19 protein-coding genes and 1 riboswitch are annotated in these 24,331 nt (G+C 70.6%); of the genes, 6 read left to right on the top strand and 13 right to left on the bottom strand.

The window, feature by feature from the left end:
• Positions 1-120: 120 nt before the first annotated feature.
• Positions 121-2,502, top strand: coding sequence for an ExeM/NucH family extracellular endonuclease (locus ACTOQ3_RS28720; protein WP_440086526.1), 2,382 nt, complete (start codon positions 121-123; stop codon positions 2,500-2,502).
• A 168-nt stretch (positions 2,503-2,670) separates the two neighbouring features.
• Here the strand turns inward: ACTOQ3_RS28720 and ACTOQ3_RS28715 are convergent, their stop codons facing one another.
• Positions 2,671-4,173: a DUF1996 domain-containing protein gene (locus ACTOQ3_RS28715; protein ID WP_440086525.1), complete on the bottom strand. Its 1,503-nt coding sequence runs from the start codon at positions 4,171-4,173 to the stop codon at positions 2,671-2,673.
• 311 nt (positions 4,174-4,484) lie between these two features.
• The gene (locus tag ACTOQ3_RS28710; RefSeq protein ID WP_440086524.1) at positions 4,485-6,683 is read right to left on the bottom strand and encodes a fibronectin type III domain-containing protein; all 2,199 of its coding nucleotides are present in this window, start codon (positions 6,681-6,683) and stop codon (positions 4,485-4,487) included.
• 408 nt (positions 6,684-7,091) lie between these two features.
• On the opposite strand from ACTOQ3_RS28710, the gene trxA reads away from it, so the two are divergent.
• Positions 7,092-7,463 carry a thioredoxin gene (trxA, locus tag ACTOQ3_RS28705; protein WP_329083319.1) on the top strand — a complete coding sequence of 124 codons (372 nt, stop codon included), beginning with the start codon at positions 7,092-7,094 and terminating at the stop codon, positions 7,461-7,463.
• An 88-nt stretch (positions 7,464-7,551) separates the two neighbouring features.
• Here the strand turns inward: trxA and ACTOQ3_RS28700 are convergent, their stop codons facing one another.
• Together ACTOQ3_RS28700 and ACTOQ3_RS28695 are read right to left on the bottom strand one after the other, a co-directional pair.
• Positions 7,552-8,883 carry a class II 3-deoxy-7-phosphoheptulonate synthase gene (locus tag ACTOQ3_RS28700; protein WP_440086523.1) on the bottom strand — a complete coding sequence of 444 codons (1,332 nt, stop codon included), beginning with the start codon at positions 8,881-8,883 and terminating at the stop codon, positions 7,552-7,554.
• A 65-nt stretch (positions 8,884-8,948) separates the two neighbouring features.
• Complete coding sequence (locus tag ACTOQ3_RS28695; protein WP_440086522.1) at positions 8,949-10,166, bottom strand: FAD-dependent oxidoreductase; 1,218 nt, start codon at positions 10,164-10,166, stop codon at positions 8,949-8,951.
• A gap of 226 nt (positions 10,167-10,392) precedes the next feature.
• Between ACTOQ3_RS28695 and ACTOQ3_RS28690 the strand changes: the two genes are divergently transcribed.
• Positions 10,393-11,001 (top strand): TetR/AcrR family transcriptional regulator, encoded by a 609-nt coding sequence (locus ACTOQ3_RS28690; RefSeq protein ID WP_440086521.1) that lies wholly within the window; start codon positions 10,393-10,395, stop codon positions 10,999-11,001.
• 36 nt (positions 11,002-11,037) lie between these two features.
• On the top strand, positions 11,038-11,481 hold the full coding sequence (locus tag ACTOQ3_RS28685; RefSeq protein WP_440086520.1) for a YkvA family protein: 444 nt from the start codon (positions 11,038-11,040) through the stop codon (positions 11,479-11,481).
• A 17-nt stretch (positions 11,482-11,498) separates the two neighbouring features.
• Here the strand turns inward: ACTOQ3_RS28685 and ACTOQ3_RS28680 are convergent, their stop codons facing one another.
• The 9 genes from ACTOQ3_RS28680 to ACTOQ3_RS28640 all read right to left on the bottom strand — a co-directional run bounded on the left by ACTOQ3_RS28680 (position 11,499) and on the right by ACTOQ3_RS28640 (position 21,777).
• Positions 11,499-12,488, bottom strand: a complete 990-nt coding sequence (locus tag ACTOQ3_RS28680; RefSeq protein ID WP_440086518.1) for a phosphotransferase family protein — start codon at positions 12,486-12,488, stop codon at positions 11,499-11,501.
• Between the two features lie 103 nt (positions 12,489-12,591).
• Positions 12,592-13,599 carry a LacI family DNA-binding transcriptional regulator gene (locus ACTOQ3_RS28675; protein ID WP_440086517.1) on the bottom strand — a complete coding sequence of 336 codons (1,008 nt, stop codon included), beginning with the start codon at positions 13,597-13,599 and terminating at the stop codon, positions 12,592-12,594.
• Between the two features lie 34 nt (positions 13,600-13,633).
• A complete protein-coding gene (locus ACTOQ3_RS28670; protein ID WP_440086516.1) occupies positions 13,634-15,058 on the bottom strand; it encodes a GH1 family beta-glucosidase in 1,425 nt (474 codons plus the stop codon).
• Positions 15,055-15,861 carry a carbohydrate ABC transporter permease gene (locus ACTOQ3_RS28665; protein ID WP_440086515.1) on the bottom strand — a complete coding sequence of 269 codons (807 nt, stop codon included), beginning with the start codon at positions 15,859-15,861 and terminating at the stop codon, positions 15,055-15,057. The genes ACTOQ3_RS28670 and ACTOQ3_RS28665 overlap by 4 nt, the downstream gene beginning before the upstream one ends.
• Before the next feature lie 95 nt (positions 15,862-15,956).
• Positions 15,957-16,901: a carbohydrate ABC transporter permease gene (locus ACTOQ3_RS28660; protein ID WP_440086514.1), complete on the bottom strand. Its 945-nt coding sequence runs from the start codon at positions 16,899-16,901 to the stop codon at positions 15,957-15,959.
• Between the two features lie 83 nt (positions 16,902-16,984).
• Entirely contained in the window at positions 16,985-18,337 is a 1,353-nt protein-coding gene (locus ACTOQ3_RS28655; protein ID WP_440086513.1) for an ABC transporter substrate-binding protein, read from the bottom strand.
• 402 nt (positions 18,338-18,739) lie between these two features.
• Entirely contained in the window at positions 18,740-19,435 is a 696-nt protein-coding gene (locus ACTOQ3_RS28650) for a CHAP domain-containing protein (protein ID WP_440086512.1), read from the bottom strand.
• An 18-nt stretch (positions 19,436-19,453) separates the two neighbouring features.
• A riboswitch (cyclic di-AMP (ydaO/yuaA leader) is annotated at positions 19,454-19,592 on the bottom strand.
• Between the two features lie 709 nt (positions 19,593-20,301).
• Positions 20,302-20,880, bottom strand: a complete 579-nt coding sequence (locus tag ACTOQ3_RS28645) for a TetR/AcrR family transcriptional regulator (protein ID WP_440086511.1) — start codon at positions 20,878-20,880, stop codon at positions 20,302-20,304.
• A 15-nt stretch (positions 20,881-20,895) separates the two neighbouring features.
• Positions 20,896-21,777: an oxidoreductase gene (locus tag ACTOQ3_RS28640; RefSeq protein WP_440086509.1), complete on the bottom strand. Its 882-nt coding sequence runs from the start codon at positions 21,775-21,777 to the stop codon at positions 20,896-20,898.
• Positions 21,778-21,944: 167 nt separating this feature from the next.
• On the opposite strand from ACTOQ3_RS28640, the gene ACTOQ3_RS28635 reads away from it, so the two are divergent.
• Both ACTOQ3_RS28635 and ACTOQ3_RS28630 read left to right on the top strand, forming a co-directional pair.
• Positions 21,945-22,985 (top strand): hypothetical protein, encoded by a 1,041-nt coding sequence (locus ACTOQ3_RS28635; RefSeq protein ID WP_440086508.1) that lies wholly within the window; start codon positions 21,945-21,947, stop codon positions 22,983-22,985.
• 139 nt (positions 22,986-23,124) lie between these two features.
• Positions 23,125-24,312: a DUF6716 putative glycosyltransferase gene (locus tag ACTOQ3_RS28630; RefSeq protein WP_440086507.1), complete on the top strand. Its 1,188-nt coding sequence runs from the start codon at positions 23,125-23,127 to the stop codon at positions 24,310-24,312.
• The last annotated feature ends 19 nt before the right edge of the window (positions 24,313-24,331 follow it).

Below are 24,331 nucleotides of genomic sequence, written 5' to 3'. Positions count from 1 at the left end.
GTCAAGGAAAGCCATATCTGGCCAGGCTGGATAGACATGAAGTGTCAACATTCTGGATTTCACCGTCTATCCACTTATATGTGAGTGTTCTGCGATGCACAGAGCCTTACGCTCCGGTTCATGCGTGCTTTATCCCGGGCGTTCGCCGCCCTCGTCGCCGCCGGCCTCGCCACCACCGGCGTCGCGGCCCTCGCCTCAGCCCCGGCCCTGGCGGAACCGGGCACCGTCGTCATCAGCCAGGTCTACGGCGGCGGCGGCAACGCCGGAGCGCCGCTCGCCAACGACTACGTCGAGCTGTTCAACCGCAGCGCCGCGCCCGTCGCCCTGGACGGCTGGTCCGTCCAGTACGCGAGCGCCACCGGTACGGGAAACTTCGCCGCCAACCCGGTCGTCCCCCTGGCGGGGACCCTCGCGCCCGGCCAGTACCACCTGGTCCAGCTGGCCGGAGGCGCCAACGGCTCCCCGCTGCCCGCCGCGGACACCACCGGGACGATCAACCTGAGCGGCTCCGCGGGCAAGGCGGCCCTGGTCCGCTCGGCCGAGGGGCTGGCGTGCAACGGCGGCTCCACCCCCTGCGCGCCGGAGCAGACGGCACTCATCGCCGACCTGGTCGGGTACGGCGGCGCCAACTACTTCGAGGGCGCCGCCGCCCCCGCGCTCTCGGCCACCCTGGCCGGCCTGCGCAAGGAGCACGGCTGCGCCGACACCGACGTCAACGGCACCGACGTGGAGGCCGCGGCCCCGGCGCCGCGCAACCGGGCCGCCGCCGCCGCGCCCTGCGGCGCCGTCGAGCCGACGCCCACCCCCACACCGACCCCGACGGTGGAGCCCACCCCGACCCCCACCCCGACGCCCACTCCGACGGGGGAGCCGTGCGAGACCCCGGCCACCCACCAGATCGCCCAGGTGCAGGGCAGCGGTGACGTCAGCCCGCTGGCGGGCCAGAACGTCCGCGTCGAGGGTGTCGTGACCGCCGACTTCCAGGCGACCACGCAGCTCGGCGGCTTCTTCCTGCAGGACCCGACCCCGGACGCCGACCCGGCCACCTCCGAGGGCCTGTTCGCCTTCGCCCGCGACTCCTTCAAGGACGTCAAGGTCGGCGACCGCGTCCTGGTGACCGGCAGGGCCGTGGAGTTCAACGGCTGGACCGAGCTGTCGCCGGTCACCGCCGTGGACGTCTGCGGAAAGGGCGCCGTCGCGCCCGCCGAGCAGAACCTGCCGCGCGCCGAGGGCACGACCTTCGAGCCCGTCGAGAGCATGCTCGTCACCTTCCCCGAGCCGCTCACCCTCAACGACCACTACAACCTGGGCCGCTACGGCGAGGTCACCGTCGCCTCCGAGGGACGCCTGTTCCAGCCGACCGACCGGCCGGGCGTGGACGCCGCCAGGAACGCGCGGCGCGCCCTGCTGGTGGACGACGGCTCCTCGGTGGAGAACCCCGCGACGATCCCCTACACCGACCCGCGCACCGTCCGCCTGGGCGACACCGCGCTCGGCGTCACCGGCGTGATGGGGTACGGCTTCGGCAAGTACCGGCTCCAGCCGACCAAGAAGATCAACTTTCTCCGGACCAACCCGCGCCTGCCCGTGCCGTTCCCGGTCATCGGCAACGTCAAGGTGGCCAGCTTCAACACGCTCAACTGGTTCACCACCCTCGGCTCGCGCGGCGCGAGCAACGCCGCGGAGCAGCAGCGCCAGCTGGCCAAGCTGGTCGCCGCGCTGAAGGGCATGAACGCCGACGTCGTCGGCCTGATGGAGGTCCAGAACAACGGCCAGACCGCGGTGCAGGCCCTGGTCGACGCGCTCAACGCCGAGGTCGGCGCGGGCACCTACGCGGCGATCGCCCACCCCTACCCGGGCACCGACCTGATCCACGTGACGGCGATCTACAAGCCGGGCAGGGTGCAGCCGGTGGGGGCCGCCCTCTCCTCCACCGACCCGGTCTTCCGCAGGCCCCCGCTGATCCAGACCTTCCGCCGGGTCCAGGGCGGCCAGCCCTTCACCGTGCTGGTCAACCACTTCAAGTCCAAGGGCTGCGACGAGCAGGCCGTGGGCCCGGACGCCGACCAGGGCGACGGGCAGAGCTGCTACAACGGCGAGCGCGTGCGCCAGGCACAGGCGACACTGGGCCTGATCGACAGCCTGGACCTGGCCAACCCGCTGGTCCTCGGCGACCTCAACGCCTACGGCGAGGAGGACCCGATCGACACCCTGGAGGCCGCCGGCCTGACCAGCGTGACCAAGAGGTTCGTCCCGGCGCCGCTGCGCTACAGCTACCTCTTCGACGGCCTGGTCGGCGAGCTGGACCACGCCCTGGTCGGCAAGGACCTGCTCAAGCGCGTGACCAGCGCGACGATCTGGCACATCAACGCCGACGAGAGCCGGATCCTCGACTACAACACCGAGTTCAACCCGCCGGGCCTCTACGAGCCCGACGCCTTCCGCTCCTCCGACCACGACCCCGTGGTCATCGGGCTGACCCTGTCCGGCGGGAGGCGCTGACCCGGGCCGCCGGGCGGTGACGCGTACCTCCGCGGGGCCGCCGGCCCCGCGGAGGTACGCGTCGTACGAGGAAGAGAGCCGTCATGTTCACGGCTACGCGTGCCGTGCCGGTGGCCCCGCGAAAGGCGGGATCACCGGCACGTCATGCGAGGTGGCGCCGTGGATCGGTCAGCGGCCCCAGCCCGGCGTGGTGCCGCACTTGGCCTTCGCGTTGAGACAGACCTTCACGAGCGCGCCGAGCGTCTCCGGCGTCCACGCGTTCATGAAGTCCCCGTGGATCGAGGACGGCAGGCCCGACGACAGCGCCAGGCCGTCACCGCCGAGCGAGTCGTAGCCGAGCATGAACGAGAGGTTGGGGACCGCGACCGGGTAGTCGCCGGAGCACGTGCCGTTCTTGGCCGGCCCCATGTGCGACTTGTGGTCGGGCGAGTCGATGTGCTTGCCGTCCCAGCAGTCCTGGAACGTCAGCTGGTAGATCAGGTTGCCGCCCGGTGCGCAGACGGGCCAGTTGCCGTCGGCGCTACGGCCGGTCTCCGCGCTGCCGGCGCACCAGAACTGGCCGGAGGCACCCTTCGGCGTCGCCACCTGCCGCTTCGCGTCGCCCTGCACCACGACCAGACCCGGCGGGAACGGCACGACCTCCGACGGGTCCTTGAGCCGGGAGCCGTAGTACACCCGGAAGTTCTTCATCGGGACCGGCTTACCGTTGCGCAGCAGGGTCGGCGCCCAGTAGGCGCTGTTGTCCCCAGGCGCGTCGCAGGTCGTGGTGCTCTTGAGCAGGTCCTCCGTCGTGGTGTTCGCCGACACCTTCGGGCCGAAGAAGGTGTGCAGGTGGGAGGCGCCGACCAGGCCGGGCAGCACGATCGGGTCGTCCTTGGCCTCGTTGGCCACCTCGCAGTTGGTGTGGAACTCGGGGACTCTCACGATTCCCGCGGGGACCGGCTGGGGTGCGACCTTGTTGTAGGCGTCCAGGGCCTTCTTCCACGCGGCCTGGTTCACCGGCACCCAGCCACCGGCGGGCGCGGTGGTGGTCGGGGTAGCGCTGGACGTCGGCTTGGGCGTCGAGCTCGAGCTCGGCTTCGGGGTCGAGCTCGGCTTCGTGGTCGGCGTCGGCGTCGGGGTCGGGTTCGAGGTGCCCGAGGCGGTGCCGAAGACCTGGAACTCCCACAGCGAGACGCCGTACTGGCCGGACCGCTTGGTCGCGTACAGCCGCACGAACCGGCCGGTGGCCGACAGGTTGATGGTCTGGACGCCGCCCTTGCCCGCCGTGGTGCCGTACACCGTCTTCCAGGGGCCGTTGCCACCGGAGGCGGTCTGGATCTGGAACGCCGTGGCGTAGGCGTTCTCCCAGTTGATGACGATTTTCTTGATGGCGGTGGACTTGCCGAGGTCGACCGCGAGCCACTGCGGGTCGCTGAACTTGCTGCCCCAGCGGGTGCTGGTCTTGCCGTCGACGGCGGCCGCGGCCGACAGGTCACCGCGCTCCGCCGAGGAGGCGATGGCGTTACGGCCCTGCGAGAGGGGCACCTCGGCCGCGGCGGCCGGGGAGGCGACGCTCACCGCGGAGGTGCTCAGGAGGCCGACGAGAACACCGGCCAGCGACAGGCGGCGGACCTGACGTCCGACGGACGCGCGTCCGGCTCGGATGCCGCGCGAGGCGGTTGTGCTCATAGTGAATGGAGTCCTTGTCCTGTTGGGAAGTCGTGCAGGGGACTTCTGGCGGCACCCGCAAGCACCGCTACACAGGAGACCCGCGGGCCGCGAGTGGATAACGAAAACTTCGGAGAAACTCGTGACGTCTTGTCCCGCACGCCGGGCATCTCGGGAGCGGCCGCCGCCCTCGCCTCGAACGGGCAGGTCAACGCCGAGATCCTCCCGGCGGGCGGGCGGCCCCTCGAACGCGCCGGGCCCCGGCTCGCCCACCCGGGAGAGGGGTGGGCGAGCCGGGGCCCGGCCGTCGGGCAGGAGCCGGGGCCGGCCCGTCAGGCGCAGGCGTATCCGGACGGGAGCGCGGTGTCGCCGTTCGGGCGGCTCACCTGGAAGCCGACGCCGCCGGTGCTCGCCCCGGGGGCGAGGGCGCCGTTGTGGCCGACGTTCCTGACGGTCACGGTCTGCCCGCTGACGGTGGCGGTGCCGTTCCACGAGCCGGTCATCGTGTGCCCGGCCGGCAGCGTGAAGGTGACCGTCCATCCGGTGATCGCCGAGGTGCCGGTGTTGGTGACGGTCAACGGCTGGATGACGTACCCGGTGCTCCACTGGGTCTGCACGGTCGGCACGGCCGTGCAGGCTCCGGTGGACGTGCCGGGCCGGGTGGTGACCTCCGCGGTGTTCGAGACCGGCGAGGTGTTGCCCGCCGCGTCCCGTGCCCTGACCTGGTAGCGGTAGGTGGTGCTCGGGGTCAGGCCCGTGTCGGCGAACGAGGTCGTGGCCGAGGTGCCGGCCTGGGTGAACGTGCCGCCGCTCGCGCCGGGCGCGCGCAGGATGTCGTAGCCGGAGACGCCGGTGTCGTCCGTCGAGGCCGTCCAGCTCAGGGTCGTGCCCGTGGACGTGGTCCCCGAGGCCGCCAGGCCGGCCGGGGCCGTCGGCGGAGAGGTGTCGTCACCGCCGCCGGCGGTCGTGGTGAACGTGACCGGCTGCGAGTCGCCGGACAGGTTGCCCGCGCCGTCGCGCGCCCGCACGTACACCTGGTACCGGGTGTTCGCGGCCAGCCCGGTGAGGGTGATCGAGTTGGTGGTGGACTGCCCGAGTCGCGGGTCGGTGTCGCCCTGCTCGCGGTGGACGTCGTAGCCGGCCAGGCCCGAGCCGCCCTGGTCGGTGGACACGGCCCAGGTCAGCGTGGCGCCGGTGGCGGTCACGCCGGACGCGGCCGGGGTGCCCGGCGTGCTCGGCGGGGTGCTGTCGCCCGAATCGCCGAGGGCCGGAGTCTGCCAGTCCCTCCACTCGGCCAGGTTGCCGGACGCCCTGGACGAGATCCTCATCGCGCCGGGGGCGCTGCCCGTCTTCAGCAGGAACTTCTGGATGTTCTGCTGCAAGGGGGTCCTCCACTCGGACCGGTTGGCGCAGTGGCTGCCGTCCTGGATGTCGGACCAGTAGGTGATGTTGCCTCCCGCGCCGAGCGCCTTGTAGACCTCCGCTCCGCCCAGGGCCGCCACGCTCGCGGATCTGGGGCCCAGATTGGCGATGTGGGGGTTGTCCATGATGAACAGTCCGCGCGGTGCGACCATGGCCACCATCTGGTGGGTGTCCACCGGTAGCCGTGCCGGGCTGCCGGTGAAGGAGCCGAACGCGTCACCCAGCCAGGGCTGCTCTCCGTAGGCGCTGCTCAGGCTCTGGGCGCCTTCCCCGGGGATCCCGCGGAAGATGGGCACGCCGGCGCTCCCCGACTCGATCGGCATGGTCAACGCGATGCGCTGGTCGAACGCGCCGACCACGAAGGCGCCCTTTCCGAACCGCGAGCATCCCGTGACGCCGGTGGCGTCGGCCCTGAGGACGCCGCCGTTGGACTGCTCGATGACGTCGATGATCCGGCTCACCCCCCAGGCCCAGGCCATGAGCAGTCCCGTGCTGCTCGAGGAGCCGTAGACGCTGTAGAAGGCGCCCTGTTTGTTGTTGCGTGGCGTGCCCTCCCGGCCGACCGCGTAGGGGTCGTAGGTGATGACCGCGGCACCGGCCGCTCTGATGGCGGCCGTGTCCGCTCCGAATCCTCCCAGGACGACGACCGCGGGGAAGGGGCCGGACCCGCTCGGCAGCGAGACACCCGCGGAGAAGCTGGAGCTCCTGCCGTTGTGGCTCACGTTCACGGTGATGCCGCTGCTCGAGACCGTCCCCGTGACGGTGGCCGGCTTCACGGGCTTCTCGCCGTAGACGAACTTCTCCGCCAGCTTCTTGATCTCCTCGCGCCGGCACCGCCACTCGGACGTGGTGGAGATGCGCGTACCGTTCAGTTTCCTGAAGGGGTCGGGGAGCCTGGAGTCGGTGGGCAGCGATCCCGCGTCGGGCAGGCCGGTCACCGCGCAGTCGGCACCCTCGTTCTCGACTCCGGCGGCGGCCGCGGTGGTGGCGAGGGCGGCGGTGGCCTCGGCGGAGGTCACCGTCACCGCCCCGGTGACCGAGAGCATCGCCGCCACCGCCGGCGCGACGACCCTTGAGGGGATCTTGAAGCGGGTCAAGTCGATGATCACCAGGGCTCTCCCTTCCGGGGTGGGGTGCTGGCGATCAGTCTGGGAACGTGACCGAAAGACGTCAACACAGGTGCCGAAATATTTCGAAAGCCGATCTTTTCTTATGTTCCTGAACTGGAAATATCTCTATGTCGTCAGTAAAACTTTCGGAAAGTAGCTGAAAAGAAGGCGTGCTTCCCTCCGCGGGGTCCGTTGCTCAGAAAGTTTCGGAGCGGCGCGCCGTGCTCGGGAGGCCCGGTGACCGGATCGAGAACGGGGGCGGCGCCCGGACTCGTCGCCCCCGGCGGCGTCCACCGGCCCGGCGGGTCCCCGCACCCCGGCGGCATGGCGGGACGGCGGGATGGAATGCTCGGGGGAGGGAAGTGGTTATGCCAGCCGTACAGACGTGAACGACAGGAGGAGCCACCGGTGGCCACCATCGAGGTAACCGAGAAGAACTTCAACGACATCGCCGATGAGGGGATCGTCCTGCTGGACTTCTGGGCGGCCTGGTGCGGACCGTGCCGCACCTTCGGGCCGATTTTCGAGAAGTCGTCGGCGAAGCACACCGACATCAAGTTCGGCAAGATCGACACCGAGGCCGAGCAGGCGCTCGCGCAGGGATTCGAGATCACCTCGATCCCGACGATCATGGCCATCCGCGATGGCATCGTCGTCTTCGCCCAGCCGGGCGCGCTGCCCGAGCCCGCCCTCGAGGACCTCATCGGCCAGGTCCGCGCCCTCGACATGGAGGCGATCCGCGCCGAGCTCGCCAACGAGCTGGGCGCCCAGAAGGGCTGATGCCCGGATCGCGAAAGCCCCGCGCCGCCGGAGGGAGGAATCCGATGGCGCGGGGCTTTCGCATGACCGGGGCCCGTGGCCCGGAAGGTCAGACCGAGCGGTAGAGCTCGGCCACCCGGAAGGCCAGGTCGAGCGACTGGCCACGGTTGAGACGCGGGTCGCAGGCCGTCTCGTAGCGCCTGGCCAGGTCGTCCTCGACGATCTCGGCGCCGCCGCCCACGCACTCGGTGACGTCGTCGCCGGTGAACTCGATGTGGACGCCGCCCGGATGGGTGCCGAGCGCGCGGTGCACCTCGAAGAAGCCCGCCACCTCGTTCAGGACGTCGTCCAGGCGGCGGGTCTTGTGGCCGCTGGGCGCCTCGAAGGTGTTGCCGTGCATGGGGTCGCAGATCCACGCCACCTGGGCGCCGCTCGCGGTCACCTTCTCCACCAGCTCGGGGAGGTGCTCGCGGATCTTCGACGCGCCCATCCGGGTGATGAAGGTCAGGCGCCCGGCCTCGTTGTCCGGGTTGAGCTTCTCGATCAGCGCGAGGGCGTCCTCGGCGCTGGTCGTCGGGCCGAGCTTGACGCCGATCGGGTTGCGGATGCTGGCGAAGAACTCCACGTGGGCACCGTCGAGCTGGCGGGTGCGCTCGCCGATCCAGACCATGTGCGCCGAGACGTCGTACGGGCGGCCGGTCCGCGAGTCGATCCGGGTGAGCGCCTGGTCGTAGTCGAGGATCAGCGCCTCGTGCGAGGAGTAGAACTCGACGGTGTGGAACTCCTCGGGCTCCACGCCGCAGGCGCGCATGAAGGCCAGGGCCTGGTCGATCTCGCGGGCGAGCTGCTCGTAGCGCTTGCCGGCCGGGGACTCGATCACGAAGTCCTGGTTCCAGGCGTGCACCTGGCGCAGGTCGGCGTAGCCGCCCTTGGTGAATGCGCGGATCAGGTTGAGCGTCACCGCCGAGGAGTGGTAGGCCCGCAGCAGCCGCCAGGGGTCGGGAACGCGGGACTCGGGGGTGAAGTCGAAGCCGTTGACCATGTCGCCCCGGTAGGCGGGCAGCTTGACGCCGTCGCGGGTCTCGAAGTTCTTCGAGCGCGGCTTGGCGAACTGCCCGGCCATCCGGCCGATCTTCACCACGGGGACCTTCGCCGCGTAGGTCAGCACGATGGCCATCTGCAGCAGCGTCTTGAGCTTGTTGCGCACGTCGTCGGCGGTGGCGCCGCCGAAGGTCTCGGCGCAGTCTCCGCCCTGGAGGACGAAGGCCTCGCCCCGCGTCACCGCCGCCAGGTCCGCCTTGAGGTTGTCGCACTCGCCCGCGAAGACGAGGGGCGGGAGGCCCTTCAGCTCGCCGACGACCTTGTCCAGCTCGCCGCGGTCGGGCCACTCGGGCTGCTGCGCCGCAGGCAGCCGCCGCCAGGAATCGAGGTTGATGCTCACGACATACCAGGCTATTGCAAGCGGCTCTTCGAACAGACCTGATTGTCCACGTAGTGAGAAGGTCTTTATACCTGGTGAGATTTCACCGGGCTGGAAACATGTTCCGGAAGGACGCCCAGACCGACGAAACGCCTGGCCAGGAAGCCGATCAGGGGAAGCCGGGAGATGTCGCGCGGCAGCCGTACCGGCCCGGGGCGCTCGCTCAGCGCCGGCCGGATCAGCCGGCTCTGGACGACGCGCTGGGCGAACTGGGTGACGGCGGTGGGCGGGGTGCGGCGCCGCTGGACCCTCGCGAGCAGTGATTCGGGGATCTCGGCCCCGGCGGCGAGCGGCGCGGCCAGCAGGTTCGCGGCGGCGACCGCGTCCTGTACGGCCAGGTTGATGCCGACGCCGAAGATCGGCGACATGGCGTGCGCGGCGTCGCCGATGACCAGCAGGCCGGGGCGGTGCCAGCGGCGCAGTCGGTTGAGCGCGACCGACAGCATGCTGACCGCCTCGAAGTCCCGCAGCTGCCCGACCCGGTCCCCGAGGAAGGGCAGGAGCCTGGCGACCGGCTCGCGGACCGCCTCGATCCCCTGGGAACGCAGGGTTTCGAAGCCGCCCTTGGGGATCAGGTAGGCGAGCTGCCAGTAGGTCTCGCGATTGATCGCCACCATCAGGTGCCCGTTGGATATCCGCAGGAACGTCACCCCGGGATCGGCGGGCTCGCGCGGCAGCCGGAACCAGAGCACGTCCATGGGGGCGCTGTGCTCCACGGGGACGAGCCCGGCGGCCCGGCGCACGTCGGAGTGACGGCCGTCGGCGGCCACGGTGAGCGTCGCGCGCAGCTCGTGCTCGCCCGAGGCGTCCCGGTAGCGCACCCCGCGCACCGCGTCGCCCTCGCGGATCACCCCGTGCACCTCGGCCTCCATGATGAGGCGGAAGTTCGGATACCGCTTGGCGGCGGTGGTCAGCAGGTCGAGGAACTCCCACTGCGGGACGAAGGCGATGTACTGGTATTTGCCGTTGAGTTTCCTCAGATCGGCGACCGGCACCGTGGTGTCGTCGGTGTGGATCTCCATCCCGTACGTCTTGCGGTGCGGGAGCCGGTGGAACTCCTCGGCCAGGCCCAGCTCGTCGAGGACCTGCAGGGTCGAGGGATGGATGGTGTCACCCCTGAAGTCGCGCAGGAAGTCGTTGTGCTTCTCCATGAGCGTCACCTCGACGCCTGCCCTGGCCAGCAGCAGTGCGAGCATCGCCCCCGCCGGGCCGCCCCCGGCGATCACGCATGTGTTCCGTCTCATAATTCATCACCCAGTGAAATTCTGGCACAGGATACGGCGGAAGGGAACAGGTTCACCGGCGATTCGCCCCTCGTCCAGTGTCGGATCGCGGGGTGCGAGGACGGAACGCGACCCCTCGGGGGAAGCCTCCGGCTCCAAGACCGTGGAAGACGGGCGAAGGCGGCGTCCGGCCTGCAGGGCCGCCGAATAGATTGGACCGTGCGGTCCAGGGGGCTATGCTGTAGACATGTCGACCCCGGCGAAGTTCACCGCCAAAGGGACGCTCACGCGCGCCCGCATCGTCGAGACCGCCGCCGACCTGGTCCTGGCCCGCGGGGTCGGCGGCACGACCCTGGACGACATCCGGGCCGGGACGGGGACCAGCAAGAGCCAGCTGTTCCACTACTTTCCGGACGGAAAGCGCGACCTGGTCGCGGCGATCGCGTCGTTCCAGGCCGAGCGGGTGCTCCAGGCGCAGAGACCGTTCCTGGACACGCTCGACACCTGGGAGGCGTGGGAGGGGTGGCGTGACGCCGTCCTCGCGCACTACGGCTCGCAGCCGCACTGGGGCTGCCCGATCGGGGCGATGGCGAGCGAGCTCATCGGCAGTGATCCCGAGCGCGCCGCCGAGGTGGCCGGGCACATGGACCGCTGGTGCGGATACCTGCGGGCGGGGCTCACCCGCATGCGCGCCACCGGCCTGCTGCGCGCCGACGCCGACCCCGAGGCGCTGACCCTGGCGGTCTTCGCGGCGCTCCAGGGAGGCCTGCTGCTCACCCAGACGACGCAGTCGATCAAGCCGCTGCGCGCGGCGCTGGACGCGGCCCTGACGGCGTTGCGTGCCTCGGCGCCCTGAACCTGGAGGGCGGCGAGGACGAGGAGGGCCGGGAAGGTGTCCGAGGTCTGGAAGGTGCCGGCGGGGATCGTGGGCGGCCTGCTGCTGCTCTGGCTGGCCCTGGCCGCCTTCCTGGTGATGGCGCGCCCCAGGGGCGGCGCGCTGGGCGAGACGTTGCGCCTGCTGCCCGACCTGCTCCGCCTGGTCGCCAGGCTCGCGCGCGACGACGGCCTGCCGCGCGGGGTGCGGGTGCGGCTGTGGCTGCTGCTGGGCTACCTGGCGCTGCCCCTCGACCTGATCCCCGACTTCATCCCGGTGCTCGGCTACGCCGACGACGCGATCATCGTCGCCTTCGTCCTGCGCTCGGTCATCAGGCGTGCCGGTCCCGGCGCGCTGGCCGGGCACTGGCCCGGCACGCCGGAGGGGCTGGCCGTCGTCCTGCGCCTGGCCGGAGGGTCCCCGCAGCCGGGAGCCGCGCCTCCCCGCCCCGGCGGGCGGTGACCGACGACCGGCTCAGGTCACGGCGCCGCCGAGAGCACGTCGAGGGCGTCGAGCACGGCGGCGGCGGAGCGGTCGCGCAGAGAGGCGTACTCCTTCTCCGGGTACTGGCGGGGGCCGTTCTCGACCAGGAGGATCAGGGCGAGGTAGAGGCGATAGAGGGCCATCCGGGTGCGGGCGGGGCCGGTGAACTCCACGACGCCGCCCGCCTCGCGGTATCCGGCGATGATCGGGTCGGATTCGTCCAGCCTGCCGAAGATCGTGGGGGTGACGAAGTCGGCCAGCGGGTCGCCCCAGAAGGCCCGCTCGTGGTCGATGATCGCCTGGATGCGCGGCGTCTCGTCGCGGGTCAGGAAGACGTTGCCCGGCCACACGTCGAAATGGACCAGGCGGGGGGTCACGACCTCGTCCAGCGCGCCCGCGCCCGACTCGATCGCCGCCGCGATCTCGGGCACCGGCCTCGGCAGCGGGGTGGCGTAGCGGCCGGCGTCGGCCAGGAGCGCGCCGGTCATCGTCAGGAACGCCTCCCGCCAGGTGTCGCCGGTCAGGCCCGCGTGCGGGTAGCCGTAGACGTCGCCGGTGATCGCGTTCAGCCGGGCCAGGTGGCCGCCGAGCTCCCGGCGCAGGGCCCGCCGGTCCGCCTCCGCCGGCTTCGCCCGGTTCCACGGCACCCCGTCGAGGGCGGACAGGATCAGGTAGTCGCCGCCCAGCACCGGGTCGTCGAACCCGGCGCGCAGCAGCTCGGGGATCGGCACCCCGGCGGGGCCCGCCAGGTCGTAGACCATGGCCTCGGTGCGCAGCAGGTCGCGCTCGTAGCGCAGCTGCTCCAGCTCGGGCGGCGGCGACAGCTTCAGGACCACCTCGCGCCCGTCCAGCAGGGCCAGCCGCCACACGGCGTTGGCGAAGCCGTCGGTCAGCTCGGTGGCGGAGGAGAGGCCGGCGCCCAGGGCCCGCCGCGCCAGCGCGTCGAGTTCCGCGGGCGCGAGCGGGCGTTTCGTCCTGCTGTCCATTTCCTGCCTTGTCCTGCCTCGGTGCCGCTGGGGGGAACGGCGCGACCGGGAGGGGGCGCGCCGGGCAAGGGTGAGCCAGGTGAGGAGACGAAGGTGAGCCGGGTCAGGCGGACCCGCGCTCGATCAGGTGGGTGTCCAGTATCACCACCGGCTGTTCCAGCTGCTCGCCGTTGATGCGGGCGACGAGCAGATGGGCCATCTGCCGGCCCATCGACTCGGTGGGCTGGTGCACGCTGGTGAGGGCGGGGGAGGAGTGCGCCCCGGCGGGGGAGTCGTCGAAGCCGATCACCGCGACGTCGCCGGGGATCGTCCTGCCCTCCTCGCGCAGCACCCGCATCGCGCCCAGCGCCATCGGGTCGGAGGCGGTGAAGACGGCGTCCAGGTCGCGGTGCTCGGCGAGGAGCCTGCGCATCCCCGCCATCCCGCTCTCCTCGCTGAAGTCGCCGTACGTCACCATCTCGCTCACGCCGGTCGCGAGCAGCGCGTCGCGGTAGCCCGCGAGCCGGTCGACGCCCACGCCCATGTCCTGGGGGCCGGCGATGGTGGCGATCCGGCGGCGGCCCTTGGCCAGCAGGTATTTGACCGCCTGCCTGGCCCCGGCCCGGTTGTCGACGTCGACGTAGCTGTAGGGGGTGAGGCCGACCGGGCGGCCGCCGATGACGGTCGGCACGCCCATCGCCTCCAGCCGCCCCGGCAGCGGGTCGGCGCCGTGCAGGGAGATCAGCAACACCCCGTCGACGTGCTGCCCGGTCAGGTAGTGCTCCAGCCGCTCGTGGTCCTGCGCCGACTGCGCCATCGCGAGGATCAGCTGCAGGCCGGTCTCGGACAGCGCCGAGCCGATGCCGCGGATGGTCCCGGCGAAGTACGGCTCGTCGAAGACCCTCAGCTCCGACTCCGAGACCACCAGCGCCACGGTGTCGGTGCGCCGGGTGACCAGCGCGCGGGCCGCCCGGTTGGGCACGTAGCCCAGCTCCTGGATCGCCCGCAGCACGGCGTCGCGAGCCTTCTCGCTCACCTTCGGCGAGCCGTTGATGACCCGCGACACCGTGCCCCGGCCGACACCGGCCAGGGCCGCGACCGCCTCGAGCGTCGGACGACGGTCGCCGTTCATGTGTGTACGCCCCCAGTGGTGGATTTCCCGGCCCCTATTCTGTCGGACCGCTCAGGCCTCCACGCCTGATGGTCCCGGCATACCAGAGAGCGCTCTCTTTGGGAACTCTGACCTGGGTCTCGTAGTCGACGTGGACCAGCCCGAACCGCTTGCCGTACCCCCACGCCCACTCGAAGTTGTCCATCAGCGACCAGGCGAAATAGCCCTCCAGCGGGATCCCCGCCTCGATCGCGGCGTGGCAGGTGCGCAGGTGGGCGTCGAGGTAGTCCACCCGCTCGCGGTCGTGGACGACGCCGTCGGGGCCCACGACGTCGTCGAAGGCCGCCCCGTTCTCGGAGATGACCAGCGGGACGCGCGGGTACTCGGCGGCGAGCCGGTGCAGGATCTCCAGCAGCCCCGAGTGGTCGATCTCCCAGCCCATCGCCGTCACGGGCCGCCCGCCCTCGACGAACGACACGTGCTCGCTGCCGACCCAGGGCGACCCGGTGTCGGTGGGCGCCGCCGCGGCCGACGCGGCGCCGCCGGGGGTGCCCGAGACGGTGAAGCGGCTGTAGTAGTTGATCAGCAGCTTGTCCAGCGGCGTGGAGATGATCTCCATGTCCCCGTCGTGGACGAGCCCCTCCGGCCGGCCGAGGTCCTCCAGGACGTCGGCCGGGTACTCGCCCTTGAGCAGGGCGTCCAGGAAGAAGCGGTTCTGCAGCCCGTCGATGCGGCGGGCGGCGTCCTGGTCGGCCTCCGAGGAGGTCTGGGGCGAGATCGCGTACAGGTTGACGCAGCCGCCGATGACGGTCTCCGGCCGCTGGGCCCGGATCGCCTGGGCGGCCAGGCCGTGCGCGAGCAGGAGGTGGTGGGCGGCGTGCACGGCCTTTTCCGGCTCGCGCCGCCCGGGGGCGTGCTCGCCCGAGGCGTACCCGAGGAACGCCGAGCACCAGGGCTCGTTGACCGTGCTCCAGTTGCGGACCCGGTCGCCCAGCGCGTCGTGCACGGCCGCCGCGTACTCGGCGAAGCGCTTCGACGTGTCCCGTGCCGGCCAGCCGCCCGCGTCTTCCAGGGGCTGGGGCAGGTCCCAGTGGTAGAGCGTCACCCACGGGTCGACGCCCCGGGAGAGGAGCTCGTCGACCAGGCGGCTGTAGAAGTCGATGCCCCCCTGGTTGACGGTGCCACGCCCGTCGGGCTGGATCCGGGGCCAGGAGATGGAGAACCGGTACGCGCCGAGGCCGAGCTCGGCCATCATCCGCACGTCGTCCCGGTACCGGTTGTAGTGGTCGATGGCGATGTCGGCGTGCTCGCCGTTCACCACCCGTCCCGGCTGCTTGACGAAGGTGTCCCAGATGGAGCGGCCTCGGCCACCCTCCGAGACCGCGCCCTCGATCTGGTAGGCGGAGGTGGCCGCGCCCCAGACGAAGTTCGTCGGGAAGATCAGTTCCGGGGTCTGAATTCGCGTCTCTTGCGTCGTCACGCCTTGACCGCACCTTCCATGAGTCCGCCGACGATCTGGCGGCCGAACGCGATGAAAACGATGAACAGCGGCAGGACCGACGCCGCGGTGCCGGTGAACAGCATCACGTAGTCGGTTCCGTGGGCCTGGTTGAGTGCCGCGATCGACGTCTGAACCACTGGGTTGTCCGGGTTCAGCACGATCAGCGGCCACATGAACTCGTTCCAGGTCTGCATGAAGACCAGGAGCGTGAGGACCGCCATGCCCGGCCGGAGCGCGGGGAGGATGACGTTCACGTAGATGCGCATGGTGGAGGCGCCGTCGACGCGGGCCGCCTCGACCAGCTCGTCCGGCACCGCCTGGGTGGCGTACTGGGTCATCATGAAGACCCCGAAGCCGTTGACCAGGAAGGGCAGGATCACCGCCTTCAGCTGGCCGGTCCAGCCGAGCGTGACCATGAGCTCGTACAGCGGCACGACGCCCATCTGCTGGAGCGGGACCATCATCGTCACCAGGATCAGGCCCAGCAGGATCTTGCTGCCCCGGAAGCGCAGCTTCGCGAAGGCGAAGCCGGCCAGGGTGGAGATCAGCACGACCGAGACCGTCACGGTGACCGAGACGATGGCCGAGTTGATCAGACCGGTCATGAAGTAGGCGTCCTCGGTGGACAGCAGCCGCGCGATGTTCTCACCGAGGTGGCCGCCGGGGAGCAGCGGCGGCGGTACGTCGATGGCCTCCTCGTTGGTCCGGGTGGCCATGATGAACATGTAGTAGATGGGGAACGCCGACAGCACGAGGGCGAAGGCCAGCACGACCTTCGTCATGGGGCCGGCGTCCCAGATGCGGTTCCGTGCGGCCGACGGGCCGGAAGGCCGCCGCCGGGCGTGCTGCGCCGGCGGTCGCCGGATCTGGGTGACCGTCACTTGGAACCCCCGATACGGCGGGTGAAGGAGTAGTTGATGAGTGTCCCGATCAGGATCAACGCGAACAGCAGCCATGAGGCGGCCGCGGCGTAGCCGAAGTCGAAGTCGCGGAACGCCTCCTTGACGATGAACATCGCCACGGTCTGGTACTGGCCGGTGGCGCCGCCGCTCATCGTCGGGTTGCCGTCGAACATGACCGGCTCGGTGAACAGCGTCAGGCCGCCGATGGTGGAGATGAACACGACGAAGACGATCGTCGGGCGCAGCATCGGGATGGTGATCTGCCAGAACTGCCGCCTGGGCGTGGCGCCGTCGATGGCGGCGGCCTCGTAGAGGTCCTTGGGGATGGTCTGCATGGCGGCCAGCAGGATGATCGCGTTGTAGCCGGTCCAGCGCCAGTCGATCATGGTTGAGATCGCGATCCAGGAGGACCACTTCTCGTTCTGCCAGTTGATCGCGTCGACCCCGAAGAAGCTCAGGAACCAGTTGATCATGCCGTAGTCGCGCCCGTACAGCTGGGTGAAGACCACCGCGACGGCGACGACGGAGGTGATCAGCGGCAGGAGCACGCCGAGGCGGAAGAAGAGCCGTCCCCGGATGCGCTTGTTGAGCGCGTTGGCCAGCAGGAGGGCCAGCACGAGCTGCGGGATCGTCGACATGACGAACATGCCGAGGGTGTTGAAGACCGCGTTCCAGAAGGCCTCGTCAGTGATCAGCTCGATGTAGTTCTCGAGGCCGACGAGGGTCTTGTCCCCGGCGAGCTCCCACTCGTGCAGGGAGACCCAGAGGGTGTAGCCGAGCGGGAAGATGCCGAAGATGGCGAAAAGCAGAAAATAAGGGGATACGAGGAAGTAGGGGGTCGCCCGGAGGTCGAACCGGGCCCACCCATTGCCCCGACTCGGTCCGCGGGGCCCGGCCGGGGAGCCGACGTGCAGTGTCATCGATCAGAGCCTTTCAGCGGGGGCAGGCGACCGGCCCGGCTGCGGGATCGCCGCAGCCGGGCCGATGCGGGTCGGTACGGGGATCAGCCCGCTGCCTTGACGCCGGCCTCGAGGAACTTGGTCCAGGCCTGGTCGTACTTGACCGAGCCCTGGTCCATGCCCTCGAGCACCTTCTCCACCGAGGTCTTGACCTGGGCGTGCTTCTCACCGAGGAAGACGGGCAGGAGGTCCTTGACCGAGTCGCCGAAGATCTTGCCGGTCGGCGCGTCGTTGAAGAACGGGTTCTTCAGGTCGGCGACCGCCGGGTCCTGCTGCGCGGGGAGGGAGCTCGGGAAGGCCGCGGCCTCCTGGAAGGCCATGACGTGGCCCTCCTTGCCGGTGAGGTAGTTCAGGACCTCGGCGGCCTCCTTGGGGTGCTTGCTCTGCTTGGGGATCGCCAGGTAGGAGCCGCCCCAGTTGCCCGCGCCGCCGGGCACGGCCGCGACGTCCCACTTGCCCTTGTTGCTGTCACCGGCCGCGCCGGAGACCACGCCGAGCATCCAGGCCGGGCAGCCCATGGTCGCGAAGGCGCCCTTCTTGATCGCGGCGTTCCACGGCGGGGTGAACGAGGCGAGCTTGGCGGTCAGGCCCGCCTCGCTGAAGCTCTTCACCGTGTCGAAGGAGGTCTTGATGGCCGGGTTGGTCTCGATGATGAGCTGGTTGTTCTTGTCGAAGTAGGCGACGTTGCCGTTCTTCGGCGCCTCCTGCGACAGGATCACGTTGTAGAGCGTGTTGGGGCCGTCGAGGAACTTGGGGTCGGTCTTGCCGGGGTTGGCGGCCTTGAACTTCTCGCCGATCGCCTTGAAGGCGTTCCAGTCCGGCCAGAGCTTGCCGACCTCCTCGCGGTCGGTGGGCAGGCCCGCCTTCTCGAACAGGTCCTTGCGGTAGCACATGGTCATGCCGCCGATGTCCGTGCCCAGGGCGAAGAGCTTGTTGTCGGCGTTGATGCCGTTGTCCCACTTCGCTGCGGGGAAGTCGGCCTTGCGGCTGTCCAGCCCGTACTCGGCCAGGTCGGTGAAGAACTGCGGGCGGGCCTTCATGAGACCCATCGCGCCCTCGTCCAGGGCGATGATGTCGGCGGCGCCGCTGCCCGCCTGCAGGCGCTGGAGCAGCTGCGGGAGGTAGACGTCCTCGAACCGGTCGGTCAGGTTCTGGTACTTGACCTGGATGTTCGGGTGCGCCGCGTTCCACGTCTCCACGGCCTTGTCGTAGCCGAAGTTCTCGCCGCCGCCGAAGGTGTGCACGGTGATGGTCACCGGCTCGGCCGGAGCGGCGGCGGAACCGGTGCCCGCGGCGGGCGCGGACGGCTCGCTGGAACTGCACGAAGTGATGGCCAGGGCGGTGGCCGCCATGACCGCGACGGCGGCCAGCTTGCCGTGCCGCTTGTTGTTCAACATTACGGACCCCTCTCAGGTGGTCGCCCGAATCATTGGGAGGCGACATCGCGGGCCGGTCCCCGACAAACGCGGTCCTCGCGACGAGGTCGTTCCTCAATGTGCTTTGGGAGCGCTCCCACGAAGAGTGGACGATAGGCAACCGAGACGTCAATATGCCGAAACTCAACCGTTACATCCGGTCGTTTTAGGCAGGACTATCGGCATCGAATATGCACAAACACCTCATCAGGGTGATTGGGAGCGCTCCCATCTCACGGGCATACAGTCGGGGCATTTCGTGTCCGTGCGGGGTGGGGGACGCGGAACGCTCCCGGGGGCGGGTGGACCGGGCGGCCGTTCACCGGCGGGGGGCCGGGACGCCCGCGCCGCCGGGGGAGGCGGGCGCGGGCGGCGGGCGCGGGGTCAGTCGGAGTAGACGGGGTATCCGTAGCCGACGATCTGGGAGACGGGCCGGACGCGCTGTTCGACGTCGCCGTTGCCGGTGTTGCCCTCGATCGTGGTGATCGTGCCGTCCCCGTTGTCCTTCTTCACGAAGCCGACGTGGTCGATGCCGTCGATGCTCTTGCCGCCGGCCCAGTCGAAGTAGACGACGGCGCCGGGGGTGGGGATGGTGCCCCAGTGCCCGTTGTCCTTGAACCACTTGGCGTGGGCTACGGTGTAGGCGTCCCAGCCCATCGTGGGGCGGATGCCGGCCATCTCGCCGACCCAGGAGACGAACATCGCGCACCAGGGGGCGTTGGCGTAGTCGTACACGGTGTTGCCGCCGTCGCGGGCGAGGGTCTCCTTGGCGCGAGGGCTCGACATGTACCAGGAGTGGAACTTGGTCCCGCCGCCCTCGGCGTTCTCGCGGATGCCGATCTGCTTGGAGGCGATGTCCAGGACCTTCGCCGCGGAGACCTTGGGAAGTCTCTCGGCCACGGTCTGGAGCGGGGTTTTGGCGGCCTTGGACGTCTGCGCCTTGGTGTCGACGGGCGGAGCGTTCACGACGCCGTGGCCGTCGGCCAGGGCGACGCCGGTGGTGCCGGTCGTCAGGGCGATACAGGCGCCCAGGACGGCGCATGCCGCGCGGGGGGTGGAGATGAGGCGATGCTTAGCCATACGGGGGTTCGACTCCTTGCTTCGCTTCCATTCCGCCTACCGGGTTAGCTGACGGGTTCGGGCTGGGAAGTGCCCTACGGCGCACAGGTGCGCTGATTCACCCCAGGAACGTGGTTCCCCGGTTCCGCAGACCTCGCGGATTCGGCGGCCGTGCTCACCGGCGGAAGGTCTCCGTCAGGTGGGACACGGTCGGGCAATGTGACGGCAATGCATAGACCTGGATAGATCTAGGCAATCGCCATGAATAGGACGAAGGTACGCCAGACGGACAGACGATTACAAGTAGGACATATTGCCCTGACTTGGGAATACGTCCGAATCGGATCGGTGTTGCGGGGTGCCGCCCGGCCCGGGAGCGGGGTGAGGCCGCGCCGGCCGCGTCTCCTTCCGGCGGCTGGGGGAACGCCCCGCCGAGGCCGGGATCCCCTGCCCCCACGGCGATCCCGGTTTTCCGGACCCGCCTGCGAGCCGTCGGACGGGGGGTGCTATGACGTGCGGGCGAACCCCCTGGTCCAAGGTGGCGTGTCCTTATGTTTCCGAACAGGCATTCGATAGTAAAAAGTATTCGGATGGTAGGGGTTCTCCCATGGAAGGTCAGGAGAGGGCGCGCGGGAGCCAGAGGTCCGCGACCCGCGCCTGACGAGGTTTCCGCAGCTCAGAGCGATGGGGCATGGGTGCGATCCGGCCGTCGGCGGGCCTGGCCGCCCGAAGGGTAAAGAAACGTGCGCTCGGAGGGGCCCGACGCCCGCGAAGGTAAAGATAAGAGGTAAAGGAACACGCTTTCCAGGAGGCCTCGCCGTCCGCGGAGGTAAAGGCGTGCGGGACGGGGGAGCGCGTTCCCGGGAGGTGCGGGCCGCCCGCCGGGGTCAGGTCGCCGAGCCGGACCACGCGCGAAACAGCGGAAGCAGGAAGCGGTCGACCGTCTCCTCGACGAACTCCCGGTCCAGCGGCTTTCCGGTGAAGAACAGCCGGTACCACACCAGCGCCTCGGTGACCTTCCTGAGCTCGACCGCGTCCACCGGCCCCGGGAGCTCGCCGCGCTCCCTGGCGCGGTCGAGCAGCGGGGTGGTGCCCGTGATGTCGGCACGGGGCACGTTGTCGCGCAGGGCGGCGGCCAGGTCGGGGGAGGTGAGGAGCGCGGGGAACAGGCCGAAGATCATCGCGTGCTTCCGCTCCAGGATCCGGCAGAACCCGTCCACGACCTCGATCAGATCCCCGCGCATCGTCCCGGTGTCGGGCGGCGGCGCGACCTCGATCTCAAGGTGGTTGCAGATCAGGTCCACGACCAGCGCCTCCTTGTCCTGCCAGCGACGGTAGATCGTGGCCTTGCTGGCGCTGGCCCGCCTGGCGATCTGGTCGACGGACATCCGGTCGTATCCGACCTCGGACAGCAGGTCCAGAGTCGCGTCGAGGATCGCCCGTTCCCGCGCGGGATCGAGACGCAAGGTGCCTCCGATGGTTCACGAGTGCTGCCTGATCTCCCAGAAGCGTACGCCGGTCAGCTCCTCCGACCTCTCCCAGAGCCTGGCCGCCACCACCGCGTCCAGCGCCTTCGGCGAGGGGCGCAGCACCTTCGGCCCCGGCCCGACGTACTGCCCGCCCCTCGCCTCGGGAGAGGTCGCCGCGTACAGGGACGGCAGGGCGCCCCTGGCGGGCGGCTGCAGCGCCAGGCGCATCAGGGCGCTGAGGGGGCGGGTGAGGGCACCCAGCTTCATGATGCCGGTGGCCGTCATGCCCGGGTGGGTCGCCAGGCTCAGCAGGGCGGCCCCCGAGGCGTCGGCGCGGCGCTGCAGCTCCAGGGCGAACAGCAGGTTGGCCAGCTTGGAACGGCCGTAGGCGGAGAACCTGCCGTACCGGCGCTCGAGAGCCAGGTCGTCGAAGTCGATCGCGCCGACGGAGTGGGCGTCGCTGGAGACCGTGACCACCCGGGCGGCGGGGGCGGCCAGCAGGCGTGGCATGAGCAGCCCGGTCAGCGCGAAGTGCCCCAGGTGGTTGACGCCGAACTGGGTCTCGAAACCGTCGGCGGTGGTCCGCCGGGGCATCGGACCCACCCCGGCGTTGTTGACCAGCAGGTCGAGCGGCCCGTCGACCGTCTCGGCGAACGCGCGCACCGAGCCGAGGTCGGCCAGGTCGAGTGTCCTCACCTCGGCCGCCGCCCCCGGCACCGCCGCCCTGACCGCGTCGAGCGCGGCCCGGCCCCTGTCCGCGTCGCGCGCGGTCAGGACGACCCGGGCGCCGTGCCTGGCCAGTTCGAGCGCCGTCGGCACGCCGATGCCGCCGCTCGCACCGGTGACCACCGCGACGGAGCCGGTCAGGTCGGGGATCTCGTCAGCTGTCCACATCGCTCGCTCCTCTTACGGATCGACGGATCTGTGCTGGATCACGAAGTGTACGAAACCGTTCCGTACACCACGGTAAAGGCCGGAAAGATCACACACAAGCGCGCGTGGTCGGCTGTTCACCCGCAGTTCCCGGGCGCTTAAGGCCGCCGGGTTAGGTTGTGGCAGTCGTGAACGGGTCATCGCCCGGCGTGGAGGACGGCCGAGACCACGCGCGGGAACAGGGTTCGGCCGTTGCCTGGGTGGAGTCCCCGCTGCAGATGCTCTGCGCGGTGGAGGCCCACCATGCCGGGCTGCTCGGTGCCCGCAGCCATCTCGTGCCCAGGGCGAAACTCCGCCCGCTGGCCGTGACGGGTCGCGAGCTGGGCCGTCTCGCCCTGCCCAGAGGGCTGGAGCTCACCGCGGCCAGGCCGGACATGCCCCGGCCGCGCCGGGGCGAGACCTGGGTGGTGGGCGACGCCTTCTCCGGCAAGGTCCAGTTCCGCTGGCTCACCGCCCTCCCGGGCCGGATCGTGATCGTCGACGACGGACTCGCCACCATCCGGCTCCTGGAACTGCTCACCGGCAGGATGGGAACGCCCCTGCTGAGGGCCAGGGGGAAGGCCGGAAGGCTCAGGACCGTCCTCGGCGCGGCGGCCGGGCTCAGGCTGCGCGCCGCCGCCCGCTCGGGGCGGCTGTCGATCTTCACCGCGCTGCCCGTGCCCCCCGACCTGGCGAAGGCCGTACGCGCGGGGGGAGCCGAGCTGGTCACCCACGACTTCGCCTGGCTGCGCTCCCAGCCGCTGCGCGGGCCCCGTCCCGAGGAGCGCACCGTCGTCCTTGGCACCTCCCTGGTCCGCAACGGCCTGATCCACCGCGACCGCTACTTCAGCTGGCTGGCCGGGCTCGGCTCGGCCGGTCCGGTCGCCTACTTCCCGCACCGCCGCGAGGATCCCGACGACCTCGCCCGGGTCGGGGAACAGCCGGGGATCACCGTCTACGACGGCGGGACCCCCGCCGAGATGACCCTGCGCGGGCTCGCCGCCGAGCAGCGGGTGCTGAGCCTGCCGTCCACCGCGGTCACCTCCCTGCGGGTGCTGCTCTCGGCCCGGGGCGTCGCCGTGGAGACGGTGGACGTCCCCGACGAGTGGTGGACGGCCGAGGCGGTTCCCTCGCTCCGCTCCCACCTGTCGAGGTTCGCCCATCACGACTCGGGAGTCACCGGGCCATGACCCCGCGGCCGGCGCACGGCGGGCCCGCCGCTCGCGGGACGCGCGCCGTGCCGCCTCTCCACGAACGAATCCTCTTCACCCACGAAATCGCGCGAAACCGGGGATTCCCCGTCGGAGGTTCTCTTTGAAGGTCCTGGCCGTGGCCGACTCTGACTCCTACCTGAAGTGGGCGGCCTGCCTGCTGAGGGACCTGCCCTCGGGCTGCGAGACGGAGCTTGCGGTCATCCGCACCCCCATCACCCCGTCGCCGGCGCAGATCCACGCCGCCGTCACCGGCTCGGCGGCCGACCCGCCCGTGCTGTCGGCCCGCGCGCTGCGCCGGACCGCGGAGCGTTTCAGGCCCGACGTGGTGCTCGTCGCCTGTACGGGACCCGTGGTGGACGTGCTGGTCGGCGAGGTGCTGGCCGGGCTGCGGCCCCGGCCGGTGTTCGTCTCGGGGCTGCCGGGCATCTCCGTCCCGGCCACCGAGAAGGCGTGGCTGTTCCGCAGCGGGTGCGACCTGTTCGTGCTGCACAGCGGCCGGGAGGTCGAGGAGTTCTCCGAGATCGGCAGCAGGCTGGGCGGAGGCGGCCAGGTCGGGCTGGCCCGGCTGCCGTTCCTGCGCGACGGCGTGGAGACCCCCGTCACCGGGCCGCGCGACCGGGTGGTGTTCGCCACCCAGGCCAAGGTGCCCAGGCGCAGGGAGGAGCGGGAGCGCATCCTGCTCGCCCTGGCCGAGCTGGCCGGGAGGCGGCCGGACCTTGACGTCGTCGTCAAGCTCCGCGCCCTGGACACCGAGCGCCAGACCCACAACGAGCGCCACCACTACCAGCGCCTGTGGCAGTCGCTCGCCGCGGAGGGCCGGGTGCGCGCCGAGGCCGTGCGCTTCGCGGTGGGGCCCATGCACGAGCACCTGGCCCACGCGGCGGGGTTCGTCACCGTCAGCTCCACCGCCGCGCTGGAGGCGATCGCCCAGAAGGTGCCGCTCCTGGTGCTGTCGGACTTCGGGGTGAGCGCCGAGATGATCAACCTGGTCTTCGAGGACAGCGGCCTGCTCGGCACCCTCGACGACCTCTCCGCCGGGCGCTTCCTGGACCCGGACGACGCCTGGTGCAAGGTCAACTACTTCCACCCCGGTGGTGAGAGCGACTGGGTGTCGCGGATGGTCTCCCTGGTCGGGCAGGCCCGCTCAGGGCGCCTGGTCCCGGCGAGCTCCCTGCTCGAAGGCCCCGAGTTCGCCGCGGCCCGCCGCCGCGCCCGCATGCGCGTGGAGGTCCCGCCGAACGTGCTGCGCGTCGGTTACCGCGCCAAGCGCCGGATGCGCCGCTACCTCAAGGCGCTCGGCTAGCCACGGACCGGGATCGTCC

Source organism: Streptosporangium sp. LJ11 (assembly GCF_051918945.1).
Taxonomy (GTDB): domain Bacteria; phylum Actinomycetota; class Actinomycetes; order Streptosporangiales; family Streptosporangiaceae; genus Streptosporangium.
This window is presented reverse-complemented; position numbering and strand designations above follow the sequence as displayed.

What these genes read in the sequence shown, in the direction of transcription:
- ACTOQ3_RS28720 (WP_440086526.1), top strand. Translation starts at nt 121, where the DNA reads ATGCGTGCTTTATCCCGGGCGTTCGCCGCCCTCGTCGCCGCCGGCCTC.
- ACTOQ3_RS28715 (WP_440086525.1), bottom strand. Translation starts at nt 4,173, where the DNA reads ATGAGCACAACCGCCTCGCGCGGCATCCGAGCCGGACGCGCGTCCGTC.
- ACTOQ3_RS28695 (WP_440086522.1), bottom strand. Translation starts at nt 10,166, where the DNA reads ATGAGACGGAACACATGCGTGATCGCCGGGGGCGGCCCGGCGGGGGCG.
- ACTOQ3_RS28690 (WP_440086521.1), top strand. Translation starts at nt 10,393, where the DNA reads ATGTCGACCCCGGCGAAGTTCACCGCCAAAGGGACGCTCACGCGCGCC.
- ACTOQ3_RS28680 (WP_440086518.1), bottom strand. Translation starts at nt 12,488, where the DNA reads ATGGACAGCAGGACGAAACGCCCGCTCGCGCCCGCGGAACTCGACGCG.
- ACTOQ3_RS28675 (WP_440086517.1), bottom strand. Translation starts at nt 13,599, where the DNA reads ATGAACGGCGACCGTCGTCCGACGCTCGAGGCGGTCGCGGCCCTGGCC.
- ACTOQ3_RS28665 (WP_440086515.1), bottom strand. Translation starts at nt 15,861, where the DNA reads ATGACGAAGGTCGTGCTGGCCTTCGCCCTCGTGCTGTCGGCGTTCCCC.
- ACTOQ3_RS28660 (WP_440086514.1), bottom strand. Translation starts at nt 16,901, where the DNA reads ATGACACTGCACGTCGGCTCCCCGGCCGGGCCCCGCGGACCGAGTCGG.
- ACTOQ3_RS28655 (WP_440086513.1), bottom strand. Translation starts at nt 18,337, where the DNA reads ATGTTGAACAACAAGCGGCACGGCAAGCTGGCCGCCGTCGCGGTCATG.
- ACTOQ3_RS28650 (WP_440086512.1), bottom strand. Translation starts at nt 19,435, where the DNA reads ATGGCTAAGCATCGCCTCATCTCCACCCCCCGCGCGGCATGCGCCGTC.
- ACTOQ3_RS28640 (WP_440086509.1), bottom strand. Translation starts at nt 21,777, where the DNA reads ATGTGGACAGCTGACGAGATCCCCGACCTGACCGGCTCCGTCGCGGTG.